Annotated in this window: 17 protein-coding genes and 1 pseudogene; 7 read left to right on the plus strand and 11 right to left on the minus strand. The window is 40.2% G+C overall.

Going from position 1 to position 19128, the window contains the following annotated elements:
• Positions 1-5 precede the first annotated feature (5 nt).
• Positions 6-194 (plus strand): hypothetical protein, encoded by a 189-nt coding sequence (locus ACWIUD_RS03255; protein WP_454134998.1) that lies wholly within the window; start codon positions 6-8, stop codon positions 192-194.
• 108 nt (positions 195-302) lie between these two features.
• Here the strand turns inward: ACWIUD_RS03255 and ACWIUD_RS03260 are convergent, their stop codons facing one another.
• From ACWIUD_RS03260 to ACWIUD_RS03280, 5 genes are all read right to left on the minus strand, one after another.
• Positions 303-899: a redoxin domain-containing protein gene (locus tag ACWIUD_RS03260; RefSeq protein ID WP_454146663.1), complete on the minus strand. Its 597-nt coding sequence runs from the start codon at positions 897-899 to the stop codon at positions 303-305.
• Positions 900-1070: 171 nt separating this feature from the next.
• Positions 1071-2612, minus strand: coding sequence for a glucosyltransferase domain-containing protein (locus ACWIUD_RS03265; protein WP_454146665.1), 1542 nt, complete (start codon positions 2610-2612; stop codon positions 1071-1073).
• Positions 2603-4921 (minus strand): ATP-dependent DNA helicase RecG, encoded by a 2319-nt coding sequence (recG, locus tag ACWIUD_RS03270; RefSeq protein ID WP_454146667.1) that lies wholly within the window; start codon positions 4919-4921, stop codon positions 2603-2605. The genes ACWIUD_RS03265 and recG overlap by 10 nt, the downstream gene beginning before the upstream one ends.
• A gap of 8 nt (positions 4922-4929) precedes the next feature.
• Entirely contained in the window at positions 4930-6228 is a 1299-nt protein-coding gene (locus ACWIUD_RS03275; protein WP_454146669.1) for a M16 family metallopeptidase, read from the minus strand.
• A gap of 75 nt (positions 6229-6303) precedes the next feature.
• Positions 6304-7350, minus strand: a complete 1047-nt coding sequence (locus ACWIUD_RS03280; RefSeq protein ID WP_454146671.1) for a dehypoxanthine futalosine cyclase — start codon at positions 7348-7350, stop codon at positions 6304-6306.
• A gap of 209 nt (positions 7351-7559) precedes the next feature.
• On the opposite strand from ACWIUD_RS03280, the pseudogene ACWIUD_RS03285 reads away from it, so the two are divergent.
• The 4 genes and pseudogenes from ACWIUD_RS03285 to ACWIUD_RS03300 all read left to right on the plus strand — a co-directional run bounded on the left by ACWIUD_RS03285 (position 7560) and on the right by ACWIUD_RS03300 (position 11021).
• Positions 7560-8254: pseudogene (locus ACWIUD_RS03285) on the plus strand (IS1595 family transposase).
• Positions 8255-8403: 149 nt separating this feature from the next.
• A complete protein-coding gene (locus tag ACWIUD_RS03290) occupies positions 8404-8628 on the plus strand; it encodes a hypothetical protein (RefSeq protein WP_454135997.1) in 225 nt (74 codons plus the stop codon).
• On the plus strand, positions 8629-10395 hold the full coding sequence (locus ACWIUD_RS03295) for a BspA family leucine-rich repeat surface protein (RefSeq protein WP_454146673.1): 1767 nt from the start codon (positions 8629-8631) through the stop codon (positions 10393-10395).
• A 74-nt stretch (positions 10396-10469) separates the two neighbouring features.
• The gene (locus tag ACWIUD_RS03300; RefSeq protein ID WP_454146675.1) at positions 10470-11021 is read left to right on the plus strand and encodes a methylated-DNA--[protein]-cysteine S-methyltransferase; all 552 of its coding nucleotides are present in this window, start codon (positions 10470-10472) and stop codon (positions 11019-11021) included.
• 43 nt (positions 11022-11064) lie between these two features.
• Here ACWIUD_RS03300 and ACWIUD_RS03305 read toward each other — a convergent pair whose 3' ends face one another.
• The 3 genes from ACWIUD_RS03305 to ACWIUD_RS03315 form a co-directional block, all read right to left on the minus strand.
• Positions 11065-13557 carry a hypothetical protein gene (locus ACWIUD_RS03305; protein ID WP_454146677.1) on the minus strand — a complete coding sequence of 831 codons (2493 nt, stop codon included), beginning with the start codon at positions 13555-13557 and terminating at the stop codon, positions 11065-11067.
• A 2-nt stretch (positions 13558-13559) separates the two neighbouring features.
• Complete coding sequence (gene bamA, locus ACWIUD_RS03310) at positions 13560-15890, minus strand: outer membrane protein assembly factor BamA (RefSeq protein ID WP_454146679.1); 2331 nt, start codon at positions 15888-15890, stop codon at positions 13560-13562.
• A gap of 119 nt (positions 15891-16009) precedes the next feature.
• Positions 16010-16282: a hypothetical protein gene (locus ACWIUD_RS03315; RefSeq protein WP_454146681.1), complete on the minus strand. Its 273-nt coding sequence runs from the start codon at positions 16280-16282 to the stop codon at positions 16010-16012.
• A 19-nt stretch (positions 16283-16301) separates the two neighbouring features.
• Between ACWIUD_RS03315 and ACWIUD_RS03320 the strand changes: the two genes are divergently transcribed.
• Positions 16302-17129 (plus strand): prephenate dehydrogenase, encoded by an 828-nt coding sequence (locus tag ACWIUD_RS03320; protein ID WP_454146683.1) that lies wholly within the window; start codon positions 16302-16304, stop codon positions 17127-17129.
• A 136-nt stretch (positions 17130-17265) separates the two neighbouring features.
• Here the strand turns inward: ACWIUD_RS03320 and ACWIUD_RS03325 are convergent, their stop codons facing one another.
• A complete protein-coding gene (locus ACWIUD_RS03325) occupies positions 17266-17409 on the minus strand; it encodes a hypothetical protein (RefSeq protein ID WP_454146685.1) in 144 nt (47 codons plus the stop codon).
• A 41-nt stretch (positions 17410-17450) separates the two neighbouring features.
• Here ACWIUD_RS03325 and ACWIUD_RS03330 point away from each other — a divergent pair, with 41 nt between their 5' ends.
• Entirely contained in the window at positions 17451-17594 is a 144-nt protein-coding gene (locus tag ACWIUD_RS03330) for a hypothetical protein (protein ID WP_454146687.1), read from the plus strand.
• A gap of 58 nt (positions 17595-17652) precedes the next feature.
• Here ACWIUD_RS03330 and ACWIUD_RS03335 read toward each other — a convergent pair whose 3' ends face one another.
• Both ACWIUD_RS03335 and ACWIUD_RS03340 read right to left on the minus strand, forming a co-directional pair.
• Positions 17653-18534 (minus strand): hypothetical protein, encoded by an 882-nt coding sequence (locus ACWIUD_RS03335; RefSeq protein ID WP_454146689.1) that lies wholly within the window; start codon positions 18532-18534, stop codon positions 17653-17655.
• Between the two features lie 11 nt (positions 18535-18545).
• Positions 18546-19058 (minus strand): phospholipase D-like domain-containing protein, encoded by a 513-nt coding sequence (locus ACWIUD_RS03340; RefSeq protein WP_454146691.1) that lies wholly within the window; start codon positions 19056-19058, stop codon positions 18546-18548.
• Positions 19059-19128 lie beyond the last annotated feature (70 nt).

Genomic DNA, 19128 nt, shown 5'->3' on the forward strand with positions numbered 1-19128 from the left:
AAATTATGTTTTTAGATTCTGCGAAAATTTGGATTTTTTGCATTAGATTCTGCGATTTGACGAAAAACGCAGAATCTCGCACGAAATTCGCAGAATCTAATGTGTTTTCGTCATTGCGAGGCAGTTTGAGCGAAGCGAAAACAACGAAGCGTCTGTGCGAAGCACCGACCCACACTTGCAAATCCACTTTTTAGATTGCAAAATAGATTGCCACGATTGCGAATCGCAGAATCTCGCAATGACGAAGTAAATCACACATTCTCGCCAATCGCGGGAAATCCCACAATTAGCGCAAAGCAATATTAAAGTTTCGTAGCGTTTTCTGCCAAGTAGCTTGCCACGCCTGCCGCATCTGGCTTCATACCTTTATCGCCTTTGTTCCACCCCGCTGGGCAAACTTCGCCGTGCTCTTCGACAAACAAAATCGCATCCACCACTCTCAAAGTCTCATCGACATTGCGCCCGAGTGGTAAATCATTGATTGTCGCGTGGCGAATGATTTTATTTTTATCGATGATAAAAGTCCCGCGCAACGCCACCGCGCCGTTGAATAGCACATCATAATCGCGTGAAATCGACTTTGTGATATCGCTCACCATCGGGAACGCCACCGCGCCGATACCGCCTTCATTCACGGGTGTGTTGCGCCACGCGAAATGCACTTCTTTTGAGTCGATTGAAATGCCAATAAGGTTAAATCCTCGCGATTCAAACTCTTTCACGCGGTTGTTAAATGCGATGATTTCGCTGGGGCAGACGAATGTGAAGTCTTTGGGCCAGAAAAATAAAATCGCGCCGTTTTTACCTAAATTGCTGTATAGCTCAAAGCTATTTTCGAAAGTGCCATCAGCCTTAATCGCCTCGGCAGTGAAGTTTGGTGCTTGTTTTGTAACTAACATTTGATTTCTCCGTTTAAAAAAATTTGCTCTTTTTTGCAAAAGAGTGAATGCGAATTTTATAAAAATAACCTTAAAAAAACTTATGCAAATAATAAATTTTATTGTTTAATGCGATTTTTGTAACTTTTTTACACGAGATTCTGCGAAATTTGCAGATTCTGCGGATTTCATCTAATTTAGCGTTACAATATAGCAACTTTTGCTCTTTTCTATCGTGTGGTGGGCGTTTTTAGCGATTAGCTCCGCTCCAAATCTTTCGCGCAAAAAGTTACACACTTCATCATTACTCAAATTATATGGCGCATTTAGGTGGCGTAGCTTCATATTCAGCCAAACATCATCCTGCGCCGCAAGGTGCGGAAGTATCCTAAAATGCCCGTATTTTTCGTAAAATCGCTTTGTCACAGGCGAAGTGGCGAAATTTGGCGTAACGATGGTAATACTCGCGCCACGCGGGATTTTTGCACCTAAATCGCTCAAAAGCAAGTTCGCCCGAAAGTCCAAAAACTCATCTTGCTTTTTTAGTGCGTTGCCATAAATATTTGCGAAGCTGATGAGAAAATACGCCGTGATTACCGCCACAATGCAAGAAATATAATGCGTGATTTTTTGCAAATGGGGGGGGGCAGAAATAAAATGTGAAATATTTGCGATGATGATAATTGCCACAAGCGCGTTAAATCCGTAAAATGCGCGTGGTTCAAAGAGCGGTTTTTGTAGCACAAGGTAAAGTCCGTAACTTGCCAAAAATCCAAGTGCGAGAAAAATAATGCCACAGATTCTGCGATTTATGATGAAAAGCACGCAGTTTAGGGCGATTAGCCAAATAAATGCCGTGCTTTTTAAATCGCCAAAAATAGTGGTGGCATAAGTGGCGAAATTCTCCCACACGCCGAGTATAAACGCGAGATTTAGCGGGAGCATTTTATCCGAAGTGTATGCCACGATGTATTCGCTCACAGGGCGCATAATCGCGAGTTTGTAAATGGCGGTTGCGATGAGTAGATTTAGCGCACAAACGCCCAAAAATATCGCGCTATCTTTTAGATTCTGCGAATGCGTGAGATTCTGCGGATTCTGCGAGTTTGTTGAATTTAGATTCTGCGAAAATAGCGCGAAATAGAGACTTAAAATGATATAAGTTGCATTTGCCGCTTGATAAGTCATAAGCATTAAAAGTAGGCAAACTACGCTCACAGCGCAAAAAATGCGCCTTTGATTTTGAAACAAAAATGGCACAATCGCAAAAAATAACGCCATCCCCATCGTTAAAGCATCAAACTTATAAGAGAGATTCTGCAAAAAATGCGGACTTAAACCTAGTGGCAAACTCGCCAAAACGCCGAGCAAATCAAACTTGCCACGAATAAGATAAAGCAAAATCATCGATGATGCCACCACAAAGCAAACGCCAAAAATATGCGGTAGCGGGGATAAATCCATCGTGCCTTTGCCAAATGTCAGCGCATTTGTCAAAATAAATTCGGTTATATATCTATCATAATAATTCCCGCGATAGTCGCTAACCGCGCGATACAAATCATCGGCATAATAAATATCCCCGCGAATTAGGGCAAAAAGCGCGATTGCGTAAAGCACAATGCCATAAATTAAGGCATTTGTGAGATTCTGCGAATTTACAAAATCCCGCACGATTTGGCACATTTCACACCACGCTAATTTATATTTTTCCATTTTAGTATTCACACGCATTTCACTGCTTTTTCTACTAACTCTTTATCCGTTGCGAAGTCAAAGTAGCGGAATTGTTCTCCACTTTGGCGAATCCCGCGCAAAATATCGCCACTATTGCGGTATTTTAAGTCTAACTCCGCGATTTCAAAGCCATTTTCCGTCTCGCTAAATTCTTTCAACCGCGCTGAATCGGCGTTGTTTGTGTAAAGATAGCAAAATCCCTGCTCACCATTGCGACTAACGCGTCCGCGAAGCTGGTGAAGCGTGGCAAATCCAAGTCGCTCTGCGCCCACTATTGCGATAGTTGTGAGATTTGGCAGTGAGATTCCCACCTCAAAAAGCGTAGTTGCCACCAAAATCGCGCCATTTGTATTGCGAAACGCCTCCAAAATCTGCTCTTTGTCCGCGTCCTTGCCGTGCGTGGCAAAAACTCGCTCAAAGTGCTTTTGCCAAAAGGGCAATCCCTCCGCAATCGACTGATAGGCAATCCCCTCGCTTTGCTCCACAAGCGGGTAGATTATGGCGACTTGCTTATTTAGCGCAATCTGCTCTTTGATATGCGAAAAAAGTGCGCCAAAGCCCTGCCTTGTGATGATTTGCGTCCTAATATTTTTTGGATATGGCAAATCTTTGATAAAGCAAAAATCGATAAATTGCGCCTCAATCATCGCCATAGTGCGCGGAATGGGCGTTGCGGAGAATTGAATGTTGTGCGGTTTTTTGCCATCAACTTCAAGCATTTTTTCTAATTTTAGTCGCTGATTCGTGCCAAATCGGTGCTGTTCGTCCGTCATAAACAAATCAAACGCACTCAAATTTTTATATAAAAGCGAATGTGTGCCGATAAGAAAGTCGCATTCGGCAGGTTTGCCATCCTTTATCACAAGCGCGGTGCGAATCTGTGGGGGCAAAAATTTCTTTGATTCGGCGTAGAGTTGCTGCGCTAAAATCGTGGTAGGCGCAAGTAGCACGGACTTTTTAGGATATGTCAAAACCACGCAAGATAAAATCACCATTGTTTTGCCACAGCCCACATCGCCCATCACAACGCAACGCGTGGCTTTTTCGCTGTCTAATTTTGCGCGTAAAAAGGCGATTGCATTGCTCTGCCCTTGTGTGAGCGAAAATGGGAGGTTTTTGATAAAAGATTCAAGCAAAGGTGCGTTATTTAGGCGATTTGTGGCTAAAAATTCGCGCTTTTTTCCCGCTAATGAGCGCGTGTAGTATAAAATTTCTACAAATTTGATTGCTTCTAAATAAATGCCAAAAAGTCCGCCATTGCGCTTGAAGTCGCGTAGATAGTTTGTGGAGTCTAGTGTGAAGTCCGTTTCCCCCTCCCTTGCGGAGGGGGCTAGGGGGTGGGTAAAGTCATTATTTGAAAATTTCGCATTATGATTATTTTGTGAATCTACCCACCCCCTTAATCCCCCTCCGCAAGGGAGGGGGATATTTTTGTGTGAATCCTCCGCAAGGGATGGGAGATTTTTAGATTCTGCGATTATTTTGTCATTCTGAGCGAGTGAAACGAGCGAAGAATCTCTATTTTGAGATATTTCGCTTCGCTCAATATGACAATTTAAAATAGATTCTGCGTTCGCAGAATCTTGGATTGCTTCGGTCGCTTCGCTCCCTCGCAATGACGAAGTGGGGGCAGATTCTGCGTTTTCTTTTAAAATAATTCTAGTATTTGCGGTAGTGCTTTCGTAGTTTTTGGCGAATCGACACAAGGATAGCGGACTTTGCGTCCGTGCCTTGTGGCGATTCGCCAAATCTGCGAAATGATTACCCAAAGACGAATTGCCCGAATTGCTAGGGTGAAAAATGGTGTAAATCGCCTTAATATAGGCAGATTCAAGTCCCAAACTTGCCAACGATTGGCGCGTAATCACTTCGCGAAAAATCTCATTTAGATTCGCGTTTTTCATCTTTGTGGTGGGAAAATTCGCCACAATTTGATTGATTTGCGTGATGATTTTGGGCTGATTTATTTGATATGTGCCATTAAACTGCTCCACAACGCCAAACAAATACATTTCCTTGCCCACCGCAAAAAGCGCGTTATGAAAGGGCTTTGGGTGAAAAATATTTATGTCAATGTCGCAATCAAAATGTGGCGCGTAGGCGCGGATTTTTAGGATTTTTGATAGACGCTTTTTGTCGATGATTTGGACGAAAATCGCCCCGCTTGAATCGCCCAAATCGCGCATTAAAAAGGTATTCGTGTAGGATTTTGGCACATACAAAATCGCCTCATAGAGATTGCGAATGCCGATTTTGGCGAGTTTATTAAGTGCTTCTTTATCCACACAAGCCGATTCGCCACGCATTTAAGCCCTTATTTATCCACCACCACGCTAAAACTTAGATTATTAACCTCGCTATGCGCCTTAATGTAGGCGTTTAGCTCCCCAAGCGTTAGATTTTTTATCTTTTGCACCAAAATTTCATCGTAGTTTAGGGGCAAATCGCGCGAAAAATTGCGAAATTTCTTATTTAGTCGCTGATTTAGCGTCTCATTGCTAAGCACACGCGAACCCAAAATGTAGCTTTTTGCGTCATCTAGCTCTTTTTGAGTAACGCCCTTTTTGATAAAATTAGCGATAATCTCGCGCAGTGCGTTAATCGCGGTGTCTTTGTTTTCTAACTTTGTTTGCAAATATCCCGCACTCTGTGCAGTTACGCTATTTACAGAAGCATAAAAATACGCAGAATAGGCAAGTCCGCGCTTTACGCGAATCTCTTCCATCACACGCGAACCAAAGCCCGAACTTCCCATTATAAAGCTCATCAGCGTCATTTTATGCAAGTCTTTTTCATAAGAGTCGAATTTAAAAGGCGATGCAAAGTAAATATAAGCCTGTTTTGTGGGCTTTTTTGCCGTAATGGTTTGCGCTTTGTCGCTTGGGGCGAATTTTGTGCGTTTGATTTTTTGTCCCTTTGGCAAAATGGATAGCAATTTTGTCAAATCTTTTTTAATGGATTCAAGCGCAAAGTCCCCGCCTACCAAAATCACGGCGTTTTCAAGTGTCAGTGCGTTTTTGACAAAAGATTCGACATCACTTAATTTAATCTTTTCAATGTCGCTTATCTCGCCAAGTGCGGGATTTTCAAGTGGTGTGCCTTTGAAAATGAGCGCATTTAGGTTTTTCCCAGCGATATAATCAAAGTTATTTTCCTTTGCCAAAAGCTCAGATTTTAGCGCGATTTGGCTTTGATTAAAGGCATCGCTTGTAAAATTTGGGCTTTGCAAAAGTTCGCTCAATAATTCAAACGCAATTTCGCGCTTTTCACTCAAAAAACTTAGCTCAAATGTAAGCGACTCCAAACCACTTGCCACGCCTAGCGAAATGGCATTTGATTCGAGTTTGTCAGCAAAATCGATTTCGCCACTCTTTTTGCTTCCACGATTTAGTAAATCCGCGCTAAACGCACTCAAAGCGACTTTGTTTTCATAAACCTTTCCGCCACCATAAAAAATAATGCTGATATTGCCTAGTGGCAGGGCGTTTGATAGCTCATAGATTAGCGGGATTTTCGCGCCATTCACTTCTACAAAATCCAAATTTTCTTTTGCTCCCATATTCGCTCCAAAAGTTAGATTTAATGCCAAAAAAAGTGTGATAAAAATTCTCATATTTTCTCCAATTTTAGGATAGATTCTAGCGAAATTTGCCATAGATTCTGCGAATTTTGACAAAAATCGCAGAATCTAGCACATTTTTAAAATATTATACGCCGTATCGCGAATCGCAGGAATCTCCCCCGCATCGCGAATTACTTTTATCATATCATTCGTATTCATCGAATTTCGCGCACCCGCACTTGCCACGACATTTTCCTCCATCATCGTGCTACCCAAATCATTTGCGCCAAAAGCAAGGGCTAGTTGCCCTACTCCCGCGCCTTGCGTAACCCAAGAGCTTTGGATATTTTTAAAATTATCCAAATAGATTCGCGCCGAAGCCAAATAGCGCAAATAGCGATTTGAACTTGCCTTTTGCATTTGCGGAAACTGCGCTTTTAGCGGAGTATTGTCAGGCTGAAAACTCCACAAAATAAAAGCGCGAAATCCGCCCGTCTCATCTTGCAAATCACGGATTAGTTTAAAATGATTGACAATGTCGCGCTCATCATCAACGCTCCCAAACATCATCGTAGCGGTAGTTTTCATATCAAGCTTATGCGCGGCGCGATGAATGGCTATCCACTCAGCCGAATCTAGCTTCTTTGGCGCGATAATATCCCTCACTCTATCGCTTAAAACCTCCGCACCTGCGCCCGGTATAGAACTAAGCCCAGCATTTTTCAAAGTCTGCAAAACCTCATCAACGCTTACCTTTGAAACTTTGGCGATATAATCAATCTCAATCGCGCTAAACCCGTGAATGGTGATATTTGGGTATTTTTCGTGGATATGGCGCACCAAATTTTCATACCATTCTAGTTTCAAAGTCGGGTGCACACCGCCTTGAAAAAGTATCTGCGTCCCGCCGATAGCGATAAGCTCATCGATTTTGGCATCAATCTCATCAAAGCTCAAAATATAACCGCCCTCTTCGCTAATGCGCCGTTTAAACGCGCAAAACTTGCAATCCACCCAGCAAATATTCGTATAATTGATATTTCTATCGATGATAAAAGTGGTGATTTTGTCGCTATGCAGGGCGTTTTTAATATCATACGCTTTTCGCCCTAGCTCTTTTAGGGGCGATTCGCACATAAATTGTAAGATTTCAGATTCGTTAATTCTACTCATAGTTTGCCTTTAAGTTTTTGGCAAAATTTTAGCAAAATTTTGGGCTAGATTCTGCGAATTTTGCTTGAATCGCAGAATCTGAGTTTTGATTCGCAGAATCTCACACACAAATCATCTTAATTTAAGCGATTTTTAAGCTGGGGGGGGCTAGAATATGTTTTTAAAAAAGGCTCTCTTTAACTTAAACTCAAACAAAGGAGCTTTAAGTTATGATGTCAGCGATGAAAAACAAGTATATAGTTCGTTCCCGAATCAGAGAGGCGAAATTTCGTTCAATTTTATTATATTTTTGCTTGGATATTGAAGCTGCAAAAATATCAAAAATCACTCACATTTCAGAAGTTACACTATGTAAAATCTTTAAGCAAATTAGGATTCTTATGCTAAAAGAATGAGAAAAAATATCCAAATTAAATGGCGAAATTGAGATTGATGAGAGTTATTTCGGAGCAAAGCGAGTAAGGGGCAAAAGAGGGCGTGGCGCAGGGAGAAAAACGCCTGTATTTGGTGTATTAAAACGAAATGGTTGCGTTTATACTTAAATCGTTAAAAACTGCTCTGCAAACGAGCTTTTGCCTATTTTATCTAACTTTGCGGAGTTAGAATCTAGCACCATTTATAGCGACACTTGGAAGGCGTATGATGGATTAGTAGATTTCGGTGCAAAGGCGCATTATCGCGTGAGCAAAAACGAGTTTGCGTTAGGCAAAAATCACATCAATGGAATCGAGAATTTCTGGGGTTATGCAAAGCATAGATTGGCTAAATTTATGGGCATTTCGAAAAATAATTTCATTTTGCATCTAAAAGAGACAGAATTTCGATACATATGAAAATCAAAAATCAAAATTTATACAAAAAACTTTTATTTTTGATAAGAGAAAATCCGCTTAAGTTAAATTGAGCCTTAAAAAAATATTTTAAGGGAAGAAAGCGATGATTTGAAAAAATTTGCGTTTTAGATTCACGCGCAAAGGGCAAAAATCTTTGGTTTTTAGATGGCGATTCAAGTAAAAGAAACCCAAAAAAAATGGGAATTTTAAGGAGTTAAAAATGGTAGAAGAAGCGTTAATAAAATACTACGGCGGAAGAGCGCAATATAGCGGTGGCAAACTAACAAAAATCGGCGATAAATCCGTGTCCTATTCAGCAGGGCGCATTTGGAAAGTCGGCAACGACAGCATTCAGTTTTCTGCTGGGAGACTTTACAAAGTCGGCGGAAATAGCGTAACTTATAGCAATGGCAAAATCACAAAAATTGGTGGCGTGAATATCTAAATGGGAAATTTAGATTTTAATGACGAAATGCTAGATTCTGCGTATTTAGATTCAAGCGAATCTATCGAATCTAGCGTAGATTCTGCGCCCCAAATGCCTTTAAGCGAATTTTTAGCCCGTGAAAATCTCCAAAAGATAAATGGCAAATATCAGCCAAATGATAAGCAATTAAAATCGCTTGTGCGTTATGATGAAGTGAATCTAGGCGAGATTGACACTAGTAAAATCACAAATATGAAAAGTCTATTTGCCAATAGCAAAAGGCGCGATTTTAGCGGGATTGAAGGCTGGGATACAAGCAATGTGCGCTCTTTTGCGTGGTGCTTTTATAAAGCAGAGTATTTTAATGCGGATATTAGCGCGTGGAATGTCAGTAATGCACGGCAATTTAGAGATATGTTTTATGGTGCGGTGGCGTTTAATCAACCCATCGGTGCAAAGTGGAATACACAAAATGCCGAAGCAATGATTGGAATGTTTTGTCAAGCAAAGAATTTCAATAATGGTGGAGAGCCTTTTGGCAAATCGTGGAAAATGGATAAAGTTAAATTAGTGTGGAATATGTTTCGCAGGGCAGAGAAATTTAACGCTGGTGGGCTAAATGCGTGGAATATGTCTAGTGTTACGAAATGTGAGGATATGTTTGCGGGTGCAAAATCCTTTAATCAGCCACTTGAAGCTTGGAATGTCGCAAATGTGTGCTATATGCAAAGACTATTTAATGGTGCCGAATCTTTCAATCAAAATTTAAGTGCGTGGGGCACAAAGCTAGGCAAAGTTCGCAATGCAAAAAGAGCATTTGCCGATACCAAATCACTAAAAATTGATTTTTTGAAATCGTGGAGATTTTCTAGCTTTTGCGACAAAGAAAATATTACCAAAGGTAGCGCATTAGAATCTAGCGAAGCAAACGCAAAAAATAGCAAAAAGCTTGATAATTTTATCATTAGCCAAATTGACAAAAAAGATATGCCAAATAAAGCATTTGAATCTATTGCATTTAAGGAATCTTATGCAAAATGGCTACCAGCAAATATCAAAAAAGAAATTACAATCTATTTAGCAAAATATGACGAAAATGACAATCTAATAAGTGGCGATGAAAAATCGTGGGACTTTGCTTTTTATAAGATTTTTAAAAATCGTTATTTTATGGTAAAAAAATACGAATCAAATAACCAAAACAGCGAGAATGATATAGACACTTTTAGCATTATCCAAAAGCGCAAAATTATCGATTTGCAAAAAGATGAAAATTTTAAGGCGGATAAAGTCAAAGATATTTATGAAAGCAATGATTTGAATATAAAGTTAGATTCGCAAAATATGTGGATAACAAATAGCGATTTAACCGACAATAGCGAGAGTATTTTAAGTTTGCTAAATATTTTTATACTTGCCCAAAGTTACATAATCGAAATGCAAAAATTAGAAGAAATAGCGCGAGAAAATGGCAATGATTCAAAAAAATTGCGAGAATGCTATAAAGAAATATGCGATTTTGACTTGCAATATTATCGCAATTTGCCCATTTTGCAAAATGTATTTTTGCAACATATTTGGTATAAAATGTCAGAATTTTACAGAGTGGCGCAAACCCACGATGAATTAAAAGAAATCATCGCGCAAATGGCGCAGATTTTGGGCGATGATATGAAAGAGAAAGAAAGTAGGCGATTTAATATCGCAATGGGAATAATCGGCATTTTATCCGCACTTGGCGCGATTTTAGCTGCAATACCTGTGGTAGAAAAGTGGGTGAATTAGAGATTTGCAGAATCTAGCACGAAACGCATAATCTACGCGGTTTTGTGTATAATGCCAAAAATTTTGGAGCTAAAATGCAGTATTTTAAAACGCATTATGATTCGCCACTTGGCAATATCACGCTATCTTGCGATGATAGGGAAAATATCGTAGGGCTTTGGTTTAAGGGGCAGAAATATTTTTGCGACACGATTAAAGGCGAAATGATTAAAAATGATAATCTTGCTATTTTTGCCAAAACTAAAAAGTGGTTAGATAGATATTTTAGTGGTAAAAAGCCAGATATTGCGGAGCTTTCGCTATCTCCAAATGGCAATGATTTTAGGCAAAGGGTGTGGAAAATACTTTGCAAAATCCCCTATGGCAAAGTCTATACTTACGGCGAGGTGGCAAAAATCATCGCCAAAGAGCAAGGCAAAGCGCGTATGTCGGCTCAAGCAGTCGGTGGCGCGGTGGGGCGCAATCCCATTTCTATCATTATCCCCTGCCATAGGGTTGTAGGCGCAGATGGCAAACTCACGGGATATGCTGGCGGGATAGAAACAAAAATAAAATTACTAAAACTTGAAGGTGTGAATATGACAAAATATGGCGTGGATATGGAGTTTGCTTGTGCTAAAATATAACACCGCGCGTGAAATGAGTGTGCCTTTTAGCCAAAATATGCGCTTATTCTCTCAAAAATTCGTATTCATAGATTTTTGGTTCGATTTTGGTTGCAAGGGTATTTAGGGCGATTCGTAAATTTGCGATTAGCTCATTGTAGTGCGAATCGGTGCTTTTTGCGTTCATTTTGCCATTTTCACCTCGTCCTTGAAAATACTCTTTTATGTCATACAAACTTGCATTTGCATTGTATGGCTTTTGCGAATCATTAAATATTTGCGCGTGGTAATATCGCCAAATCTCACGCCCTGCGCTAAAAACTGCCTTTGCTTCTGCGCTAAAAATTAGTGGCGATTCAGGGATAAAGCAATCCTCAAAAGTCCCATTTTTTACCTTGCCATTGATAAATTCAAACATAAAATGACTTTTGAATCTTTCTTTTGCACCCACTTGTGATTCGCTAAATGGGATAAAGTGATTTTCGCCAGAATCTATGTCATTGCTTGAAATGCGATTTTTGCCGTGAAATAGGGCATAAGCAAGGCAGTCATTGTGAAATTCGCTATCACCTCGCCATTTTTTATTTGGGCACAAGAATCTATCCTCGTGATTTATCCACGAATGTTTAATCGCGTGTCTTACGGCAAAATATACGCAAAATGGCATTAAATTATATTTTGTAATCTCTATGCAATACCTTGCTTGTGCTTTGGATAAAAACGCCAATCGCTGTTGCGTTTGAAACATAGGCGGGACGCTTACCATAAGCCCGATTTGGCTACCTTTATGTTTGCTATAATCCTTAATCCAATCATTGATAGTTTTATCATTTTCTCTCAAAGCATAAAATCGCTTCGCGTGGATTTTTTTATTGTTTTCATTAAACATATCAATTTTGCATTTTTTGATTGTTTGCTTATTGCCCAAATCCCACGCGATAAAGCCGATAGGAAAATCGCCTTTGACATTATCAAAAGTCCAAGCTGGAATGGCAAATCCTTTTAAAAACTTTGCCTTAAAAATTTTGCGAAATGCTATAAAATTTGATGAATTTATATATTTTAGCGTGGAAAAACTCCCCAAAATGCAATTTGGAATCTCTTTGTAGATTCGCATAAAAAACTGCGCGAAAAGCTCGTTACTTGCTTTGCTTAAATCGCTTTTGTATTTTTCATAAGTTTTATTGTCAGTTGCAACGCCGATTTTATTTGCTCCCGTGCCCGAAGGTGTGGTAGATGACGCTGCCTCCGCATACGGCGGATTTATAAAAATCACCAATTTTTGCCTTTTAGATTCATCTCTCAAAATCTCTTGCAACGAATCGGGTAATTTGGATTTTGCGACAATCTTGCCACTTTTATCGACTTTGTCAAAAAATTCATCGTTTAAAAAGTCAAATTGAAATGTGTGGTTTTCAAGCAAATCTAATTTGTTATCGCGTATTCTATCTATCATACCATCGACATCGCTTTTATCAAGCGTGGAGGCAAAAATCCTATATTTGTCATTTAACCCAATTAGCAGATTCCCGCTACCTGCCGCACAATCCCAAATGTAATACTCATCTTGCCACGATTCGCCAAGCGATTTTTCTAAATAAAGTTGCGCTTTTTTTACCCACATTCGCGGGGTGAAAAATGCCCCTTTACGCTCTCTAATGTCTTGTGGGACTAGCAAATCGCGCCGTGAAATGATATAGTCTTGAATCTCATCTTTTGGTGGGCGTTCGTAGAGATTCCAAAATCTTTTGTGTGCTTTTTGATTGTCGCTAAAATAAAATTCCTCAAAAATATCTTTGATTCGCCCTAATTTTAACATTTCGCCTTTGACTTTGTATCTATCGCTTTGAAGTAGGATTCGCAGATTTTCGCGGATTTCCTCTGTATTGTTGTTGCGACTTAGCAAATCCGCGATAAAAAAGTCCGCATCGATAATATCGGGCTTTTCTTGCTCCCACGCGCAACTAATGGTAGGCTTTACAATCTCTACCCAATCCAAATAGACATTTTTAAGGTTATTTTTGTTGATTTGAATCTTTGTAGTGCTGGCATTGTTAAGCGTAAAATTTTCGCGTATAAATTCGCGCAATTCATCGCTATGCTTGTCAAAATCAAAGATTAAACTTTCACTTTCTAGCGTCTCTTTAATCATTGCGTAAAGTTGCTTAAACTCGCTTGATTCGTGATTACTAGGCGTTACGCTCCAATTAAAATCACTTTGCGTAAAAACGCTCATAATCTGCGAATAAGGCAAAATGGCGAATCTCTGCGCATCAAACGCACCAAAAAAGCTAGGCGCACGGAGTTTTTTGGACTTTATCTCACCATTTGCCTTGCCAATGGTTAAAATAAGTTGCACGATACTTGCGTAAATGTCGCTTTTGTTGCCCTTTTTTGCTTCCGCCCAAAGGTAGTAGTTTTTTCTATCGATGGGCTGGTTTTTGAGTGCTACCATAAAGTCAATATTATTTGTGCGCTCTGTTGTATCAAAGTCTGCGAAAAACTCTACTGCGACTTTGTTTTTAAGCTCTTCTTCTGGGGTGGTTAAGTCAAACATTACTAAAATCGCGTGCCCATCGTAAATTCAAATTTTGATACTTCATCTTTAAAATTATCCGGTGGATTTATCGCAAATGGCACGACAAATACAAGCGGTCCGATGGGCGAAATCCACTCGATTGCGAGTCCCGCGCTCATCACATAAATTTCATTAAACTTATCTCGCCCCACCATTCCATAGTCAAAAAATCCCGCCAATCGCATATTTATCGCCTCAATCAGCCCAAAGCTAATCTCCACGCTATTTGAAAACATATAATTTCCGCCAATCAAACATCGCCTACCATAGCAACTATCATCAGGCTCAAACGGGCTTACCTGCGAGCTATTATACCCACGCACCGTGCCAATCCCGCCTAAATAAAATCTATCAGTAATTGGCACGCCTGTGACTTGGTCTTTTTTCATCAGCTCTTCGCTCTTTTTGTAGGCGAAAATCGCGCCAATCTGTGCCTTATATCGCAAAATCACATCAAAATCTATCAAATTTCGCAAGTGGTAATAAAGCCCCACTTTGCCATATAGCTTCGCATATCTCGCATTGCCACCAAGCCCCATAAAATCGCTACTGATTTGCGCTATCACGCCATTTTTGGGGAAGTAGTAGTCATCGGTGTTATCAAAGTAAAGTCCGGGTGTTAAATAGCTTTTCCAAATGCCATTTTGCGGATAATATTTATCATAGCCGACATTGTGTGAGATTTTGCCAAAGGTGGAGACTGAAAAGCCATAGGTTAGATTCGCGCTTAATTCATCTGTGAGATTGCGCCCTACGCCGATATTAAATCCTGTGGTATTTTCGACATAGTTCGTATCGCCACTATACAAGCCATCATACCTGCTGTAATAGCTTTCATAATAGCTATGAAATACATTTATACTCGCGCTATACTCGCTATCAAAGATTCGCGGGTTGCTAAGCCCAACATTATAAAGCTGATTGTATTTACTCCAATTTATTTGAAAGCTAACCCCAATGCCTGTGCCAAAGAGATTGCGCTCACGCAATGAGCCATTTATCATAAATTTATCATAGCTTCCATAGCCGATTCCTGCCATAACTTCGCCCGTGCGCCCCTCGCTGACTTCGACAAGTAGATTCATCGAAGATTCATCGATACGAATCTCGCTGATATTGACTTTGTCAAAAAAGCCACTACGGCGCAGTGCGTTTTCACTTTTGCGGATGCTCGTAATGCTATAAGTATCCCCGGGCGCAATTATTAGCTCTCTGCGGACGATTCTATCGCTACTAACGGTGTTTCCCGTAATCGTAATGTCATTTATATGCACTTCTTTGCCAATCGTGATATTGTATTTCACAATGACTTGCTTATGCTCGGTGTCTTTATCCAAATCAGGGCTAATTACCGCGAATGCGTAACCTTTGTCCATAATGTGAGATTTTAGAATCTCTATGTCATTTCGCATTGTTTGGATATTGAAATATTCATCTTTTTGTATTTTTAATAGCCCTTCAAGTTCATCAATATCAAAGACATTTTCAAAATCATCTGCCTTTGCGATGATAATGTCGCTGACTTTGTATCTCTCGCCTTCCACGACTTTGTAGAGCAAAGAAGCGTTGAAATTTGTAAAATCCGCATTTAAAAGCCCGGGGGAGACACTTGCGTCCAAATATCCGCGCTGCATATAGACATCTTGGATTCGCAAATTGTCGTATTCTAACTCTTTTAGGCGCACTTCGCCACTAGGAAACCACGGCAACCACCCAAGCCAACTATGTCGCTCTCTATTTGCACTAAATCCCTCCAAATCGTCCTTATCCAGAGTCGCGCCTTGATAATAGGACTTGCGAATGATGATTTTTTCGCCCTTATTGACATCAAAAAGCAGATTCATCGAATCTTCGATTCGCGTTGCGCTCACTTCAACCACAGAGCCATAAAGCCCCTTTGTTTCAAGCGCGTTTATGATTTCGGCTTTGGCAAGTTTTTCTTTGTAAATATCATAAGTATCCCCGCGCTTAATGCCAAGTGATTTTTTCATATCCTCCGTCTCACTCTCGCTTCCAAAGCCTTTAATTTCGATATTATTTATGCTGGGCTTTTCTTTGAAGTGAAATGTAAGCACCCCGTGCTCAAACTCCGCGCTAACATCATCAAAATAATCTTGCTTGTAAAACGCTAAAATTGCGTCATTTACGGCTTTTGCGTTAAGTTTGTCGCCTGTTTTGATTTTGGCGATTTCATTTGCGATTAGGGGCGACATACGCACTAATCCGCTGTATTTGATTTCGCTAATGGATTTGGCGTTAGATTCTGCGATAAATAGCGCACACAGCGCAAAAAATATAAAAAATCTTTTCATAAAATGCCTAATTTTAAGATTAAAATGCGAATTATACTCAAAAATTGTGGGTATAATATTAAATTTGATTTGATTGTGAAAGTTTGCGTGAATCTTGCGGTGTGAATCTACCCACCCCCTTAATCCCCCTCCGCAAGGGAGGGGGAGAATTTTTTGTCATATTGAGCGAAGCGAAATATCTCAAAACAAAAGAGATTCTTCGCTCGTTGCACTCGCTCAGAATGACAAAAATTTTGCAATTTGATTCGCGATAGCGCAATCACAATCGAAGTATTTTGCGGTAGTGCTTTTGTGGTTTTTGGCGAATCGACACAAGGATAGCGGACTTTGCGTCCGTGCCTTGTGGCGATTCGCCAAATCTGCGAAATGACTACCCAAAGACAAATTGCCAAAACGGAGGACTTAAAAAAAATGAAAATAGGGATTATTGGTTTGGGACTTATGGGCGGCTCACTCGGACTCGCCCTCAAAGAAAAACGCATTGCACAAATGATTATCGGTGATGATAGCAACCCCATTCACCGCCGTCAGGCACTTTCACTTGGGCTAGTTGATGAATGCCTTGATTTACAGGGCGTTTTTGAATGCGACATTGTGTTTTTGTGTGTGCCTGTGGATTCGATTGTGGAGATTATTAAGGGTATCAAGTCGCTTAAAGCGCACCAAACAATCATTGATTTTGGTGGCGTAAAGGGCGAGATTCTGCGCTCTATCCCTAAAAAATTTCGCAAAAATTTCGTTTCGCTTCACCCAATGTGTGGCACGGAGAATTTCGGTCCCAAAGCCGCCTTTAAAGATTTGTATAAAAATCAAATTATGATTTTTGTGGATATTGAGAAAAGTGGCGAGTCGCAGGTGAATTTGGCGCGTGAGATTTGCATAAATTTAGAGTGCAATATCATCAAAATGGACGCCCAAAGTCACGATAAGCACACGGCGTTTATCTCCCACGCACCGCATATTTTGAGCTATGCCCTTGCAAATTCCGTGCTAAAACAAGAAAAGGCGCAGGATATTGTGGCGGTTGCCGGTGGCGGATTTCGCGGTATGGTGCGGATTTCAAAGAGTAGCGGGGTGATGTGGAGTGCGATTGCTAGGCAAAATAAAAGCAAGATTTTAGAAGCGATAAAGAGCTTTGAGAGTGAGCTAAAAAGCGCGAAAGAGATGATTGAGCGCGATAGATTCGATGAATTAAGCGCGTGGATGAGCGAAGCAAATAAATTGCGCGAGATTTTGTAGGATTTGGCGAAAATTTAATTAAGATTCTGCGAAATTCGCAGAATCTACCCGCGCGATTCGTCATTGCGAGTGAGCGAAGTGAGCGCGGCAATCCATAATTTAAAAATAGATGATTGCTTCGCTTTGTTCGCAAATTTTATGGATTGCCACGACTTGACTGCGTCAAGTCTCGCAATGACGGCAAAAACGCACTAGATTCTGCAAAATTGCACCATAAATCGCAGAATCTACCGCAATGACGGCAAAATCGCAGAATCTGCGATAGTTTTTGTAATCTCACCCACCCCCTAACCCCCTCCGCAAGGGAGGGGGAATCTTTGTGTGAATCCTCCGCAAAAAAAAGAGGTGGGAGGGGGAAAGAAAAACAAAAATCCTCCGCAAGGGAGGGGGAATAAAAATAAGTCCCTCCCCTTGCGGGAGGGATTTAGGGAGGGGTATTTTAGATTCTGCGAACGCAGAATCTAGCGCAATGACGGCAAAAAACGCACTAGATTCTGCAAAATTGCGCCAAATTTCGCAGAATCTACCGCAATTTCACTTCGTAACTCTCATCCACAGACGCCAAAATCTCGCCAATCTCGCTTAATTTCTTATGCCCTGCTTTTTGTGAAAGCGTATGGAAAAACTTCAAATCCGCGTTTTTGCGAGTGATTTTAAAATGGAGATTTTTGCGCTCATTATTTATAAGTGCCTTTGTAGCGTCGATTAGTGGGGCAAAGTGCGGATTTTTAAGACTATCAAAAATCGCCCCCACCGCCACTTCATTTTTCTTAAAAATCGCAGAATCTACCGCATTTTTCGCCAGCAAATCCACCTCCAAATTCTCCAAACTATATTCATAAAAACTCGGCGTTTCCGCGTCAAACCACTCTTTTATCAAATAGAAAATGCTCTTATTTGCAAATCGCCTATCCCTTACCAAAATCGCCAAATTCACGCGCCCTGCGATATTTCCCACGCTAAAATCAAATCTCCGCTCCACCATCACATATCCTAGCGCAGAATCTACCTTTTTTAGCGCGAGATTGTAGGTGAGATTTTTGGGGAGCAAAATTAGATTCTGCGAAATATCGCCGATTTTTGCCTCTGCTACGATATTATCAAGTCCTAAACTTTTGATTGCAAGTTTTGCATTTTGTAAAATTATTTGCTTAGATTCTGCGCCAAAATTCGCAGAATCTAGCGTGATTTGCTTGCTTTCGCAGGTGTGCTTTATAAATCCCGCGCAATTTATTGGAGTGAAATTTAGAGTGATTTTGTGTGCGTTTAGTTCGCTTTGAAGAGTGGAAAGATAGCGATTTGCGGCGTTTGTCTCGATATGTGCCAAATATTTATTTGCGATAAAAATGCAAACTCCAAGCAAAATAATAATAAAAAATACGCTAGAAAATGCCCTATTTTTCAAACGCAACCTCCCTAAAATTTCTTACATTCGCCAAGTAATCTATCCAAATATTCCTCGCCCTTTGCGATAAAATCCATATTTTTGCTAATTATCATCATTTCGTAATTCACCTCAAATGCGCTTTTGCTCCAATTTGCCGAACCAAAAATAATGCTTTTTTTATCAATTAGCGCGATTTTATTGTGCATAATTCCGCTATATCTGCCGTTATTTTTGCCTTGCAGTGTGCAAACTTCGACATTTTTAAACTTCCCAAGATATCCAATTTGCGAGCGATTATCCTTGCCCTGCTTTTTATCAAAGATGATTTTGAAGGAAACGCCCCGTTTCGCGCTATCTCTAATCGCCTTTGCAATCTCTTTATTTGTGAAACTATAAATGGCGATTTTCACTTCGCTTTTTGCGTTTTTTATCTCGCTAATTAGCGCATTCACCGCATTTTTCGCGTCATAGGGCATAAAATACAAAGATTCTGCACTGCAAAATATCGCCCCAAAAATAAACAAAAATACAATCTTTTTCATCTCAAAAACCTTATAAAAATTTTTCGCAATTCTAATATAAATTTAGATAGAATGCGAAATTTTATTTTCA

The organism is Helicobacter sp. 23-1044 (assembly GCF_053654695.1).

Coding starts and splice junctions, on each gene's coding strand:
- bamA (WP_454146679.1), bottom strand. CDS start 15,890: ATGAAAAGATTTTTTATATTTTTTGCGCTGTGTGCGCTATTTATCGCA.
- ACWIUD_RS03255 (WP_454134998.1), top strand. CDS start 6: ATGTTTTTAGATTCTGCGAAAATTTGGATTTTTTGCATTAGATTCTGC.
- recG (WP_454146667.1), bottom strand. CDS start 4,921: ATGCGTGGCGAATCGGCTTGTGTGGATAAAGAAGCACTTAATAAACTC.
- ACWIUD_RS03300 (WP_454146675.1), top strand. CDS start 10,470: ATGCAGTATTTTAAAACGCATTATGATTCGCCACTTGGCAATATCACG.
- ACWIUD_RS03295 (WP_454146673.1), top strand. CDS start 8,629: ATGGGAAATTTAGATTTTAATGACGAAATGCTAGATTCTGCGTATTTA.
- ACWIUD_RS03260 (WP_454146663.1), bottom strand. CDS start 899: ATGTTAGTTACAAAACAAGCACCAAACTTCACTGCCGAGGCGATTAAG.
- ACWIUD_RS03340 (WP_454146691.1), bottom strand. CDS start 19,058: ATGAAAAAGATTGTATTTTTGTTTATTTTTGGGGCGATATTTTGCAGT.
- ACWIUD_RS03275 (WP_454146669.1), bottom strand. CDS start 6,228: ATGAGAATTTTTATCACACTTTTTTTGGCATTAAATCTAACTTTTGGA.
- ACWIUD_RS03320 (WP_454146683.1), top strand. CDS start 16,302: ATGAAAATAGGGATTATTGGTTTGGGACTTATGGGCGGCTCACTCGGA.
- ACWIUD_RS03280 (WP_454146671.1), bottom strand. CDS start 7,350: ATGAGTAGAATTAACGAATCTGAAATCTTACAATTTATGTGCGAATCG.
- ACWIUD_RS03265 (WP_454146665.1), bottom strand. CDS start 2,612: ATGCGTGTGAATACTAAAATGGAAAAATATAAATTAGCGTGGTGTGAA.
- ACWIUD_RS03305 (WP_454146677.1), bottom strand. CDS start 13,557: ATGTTTGACTTAACCACCCCAGAAGAAGAGCTTAAAAACAAAGTCGCA.
- ACWIUD_RS03290 (WP_454135997.1), top strand. CDS start 8,404: ATGGTAGAAGAAGCGTTAATAAAATACTACGGCGGAAGAGCGCAATAT.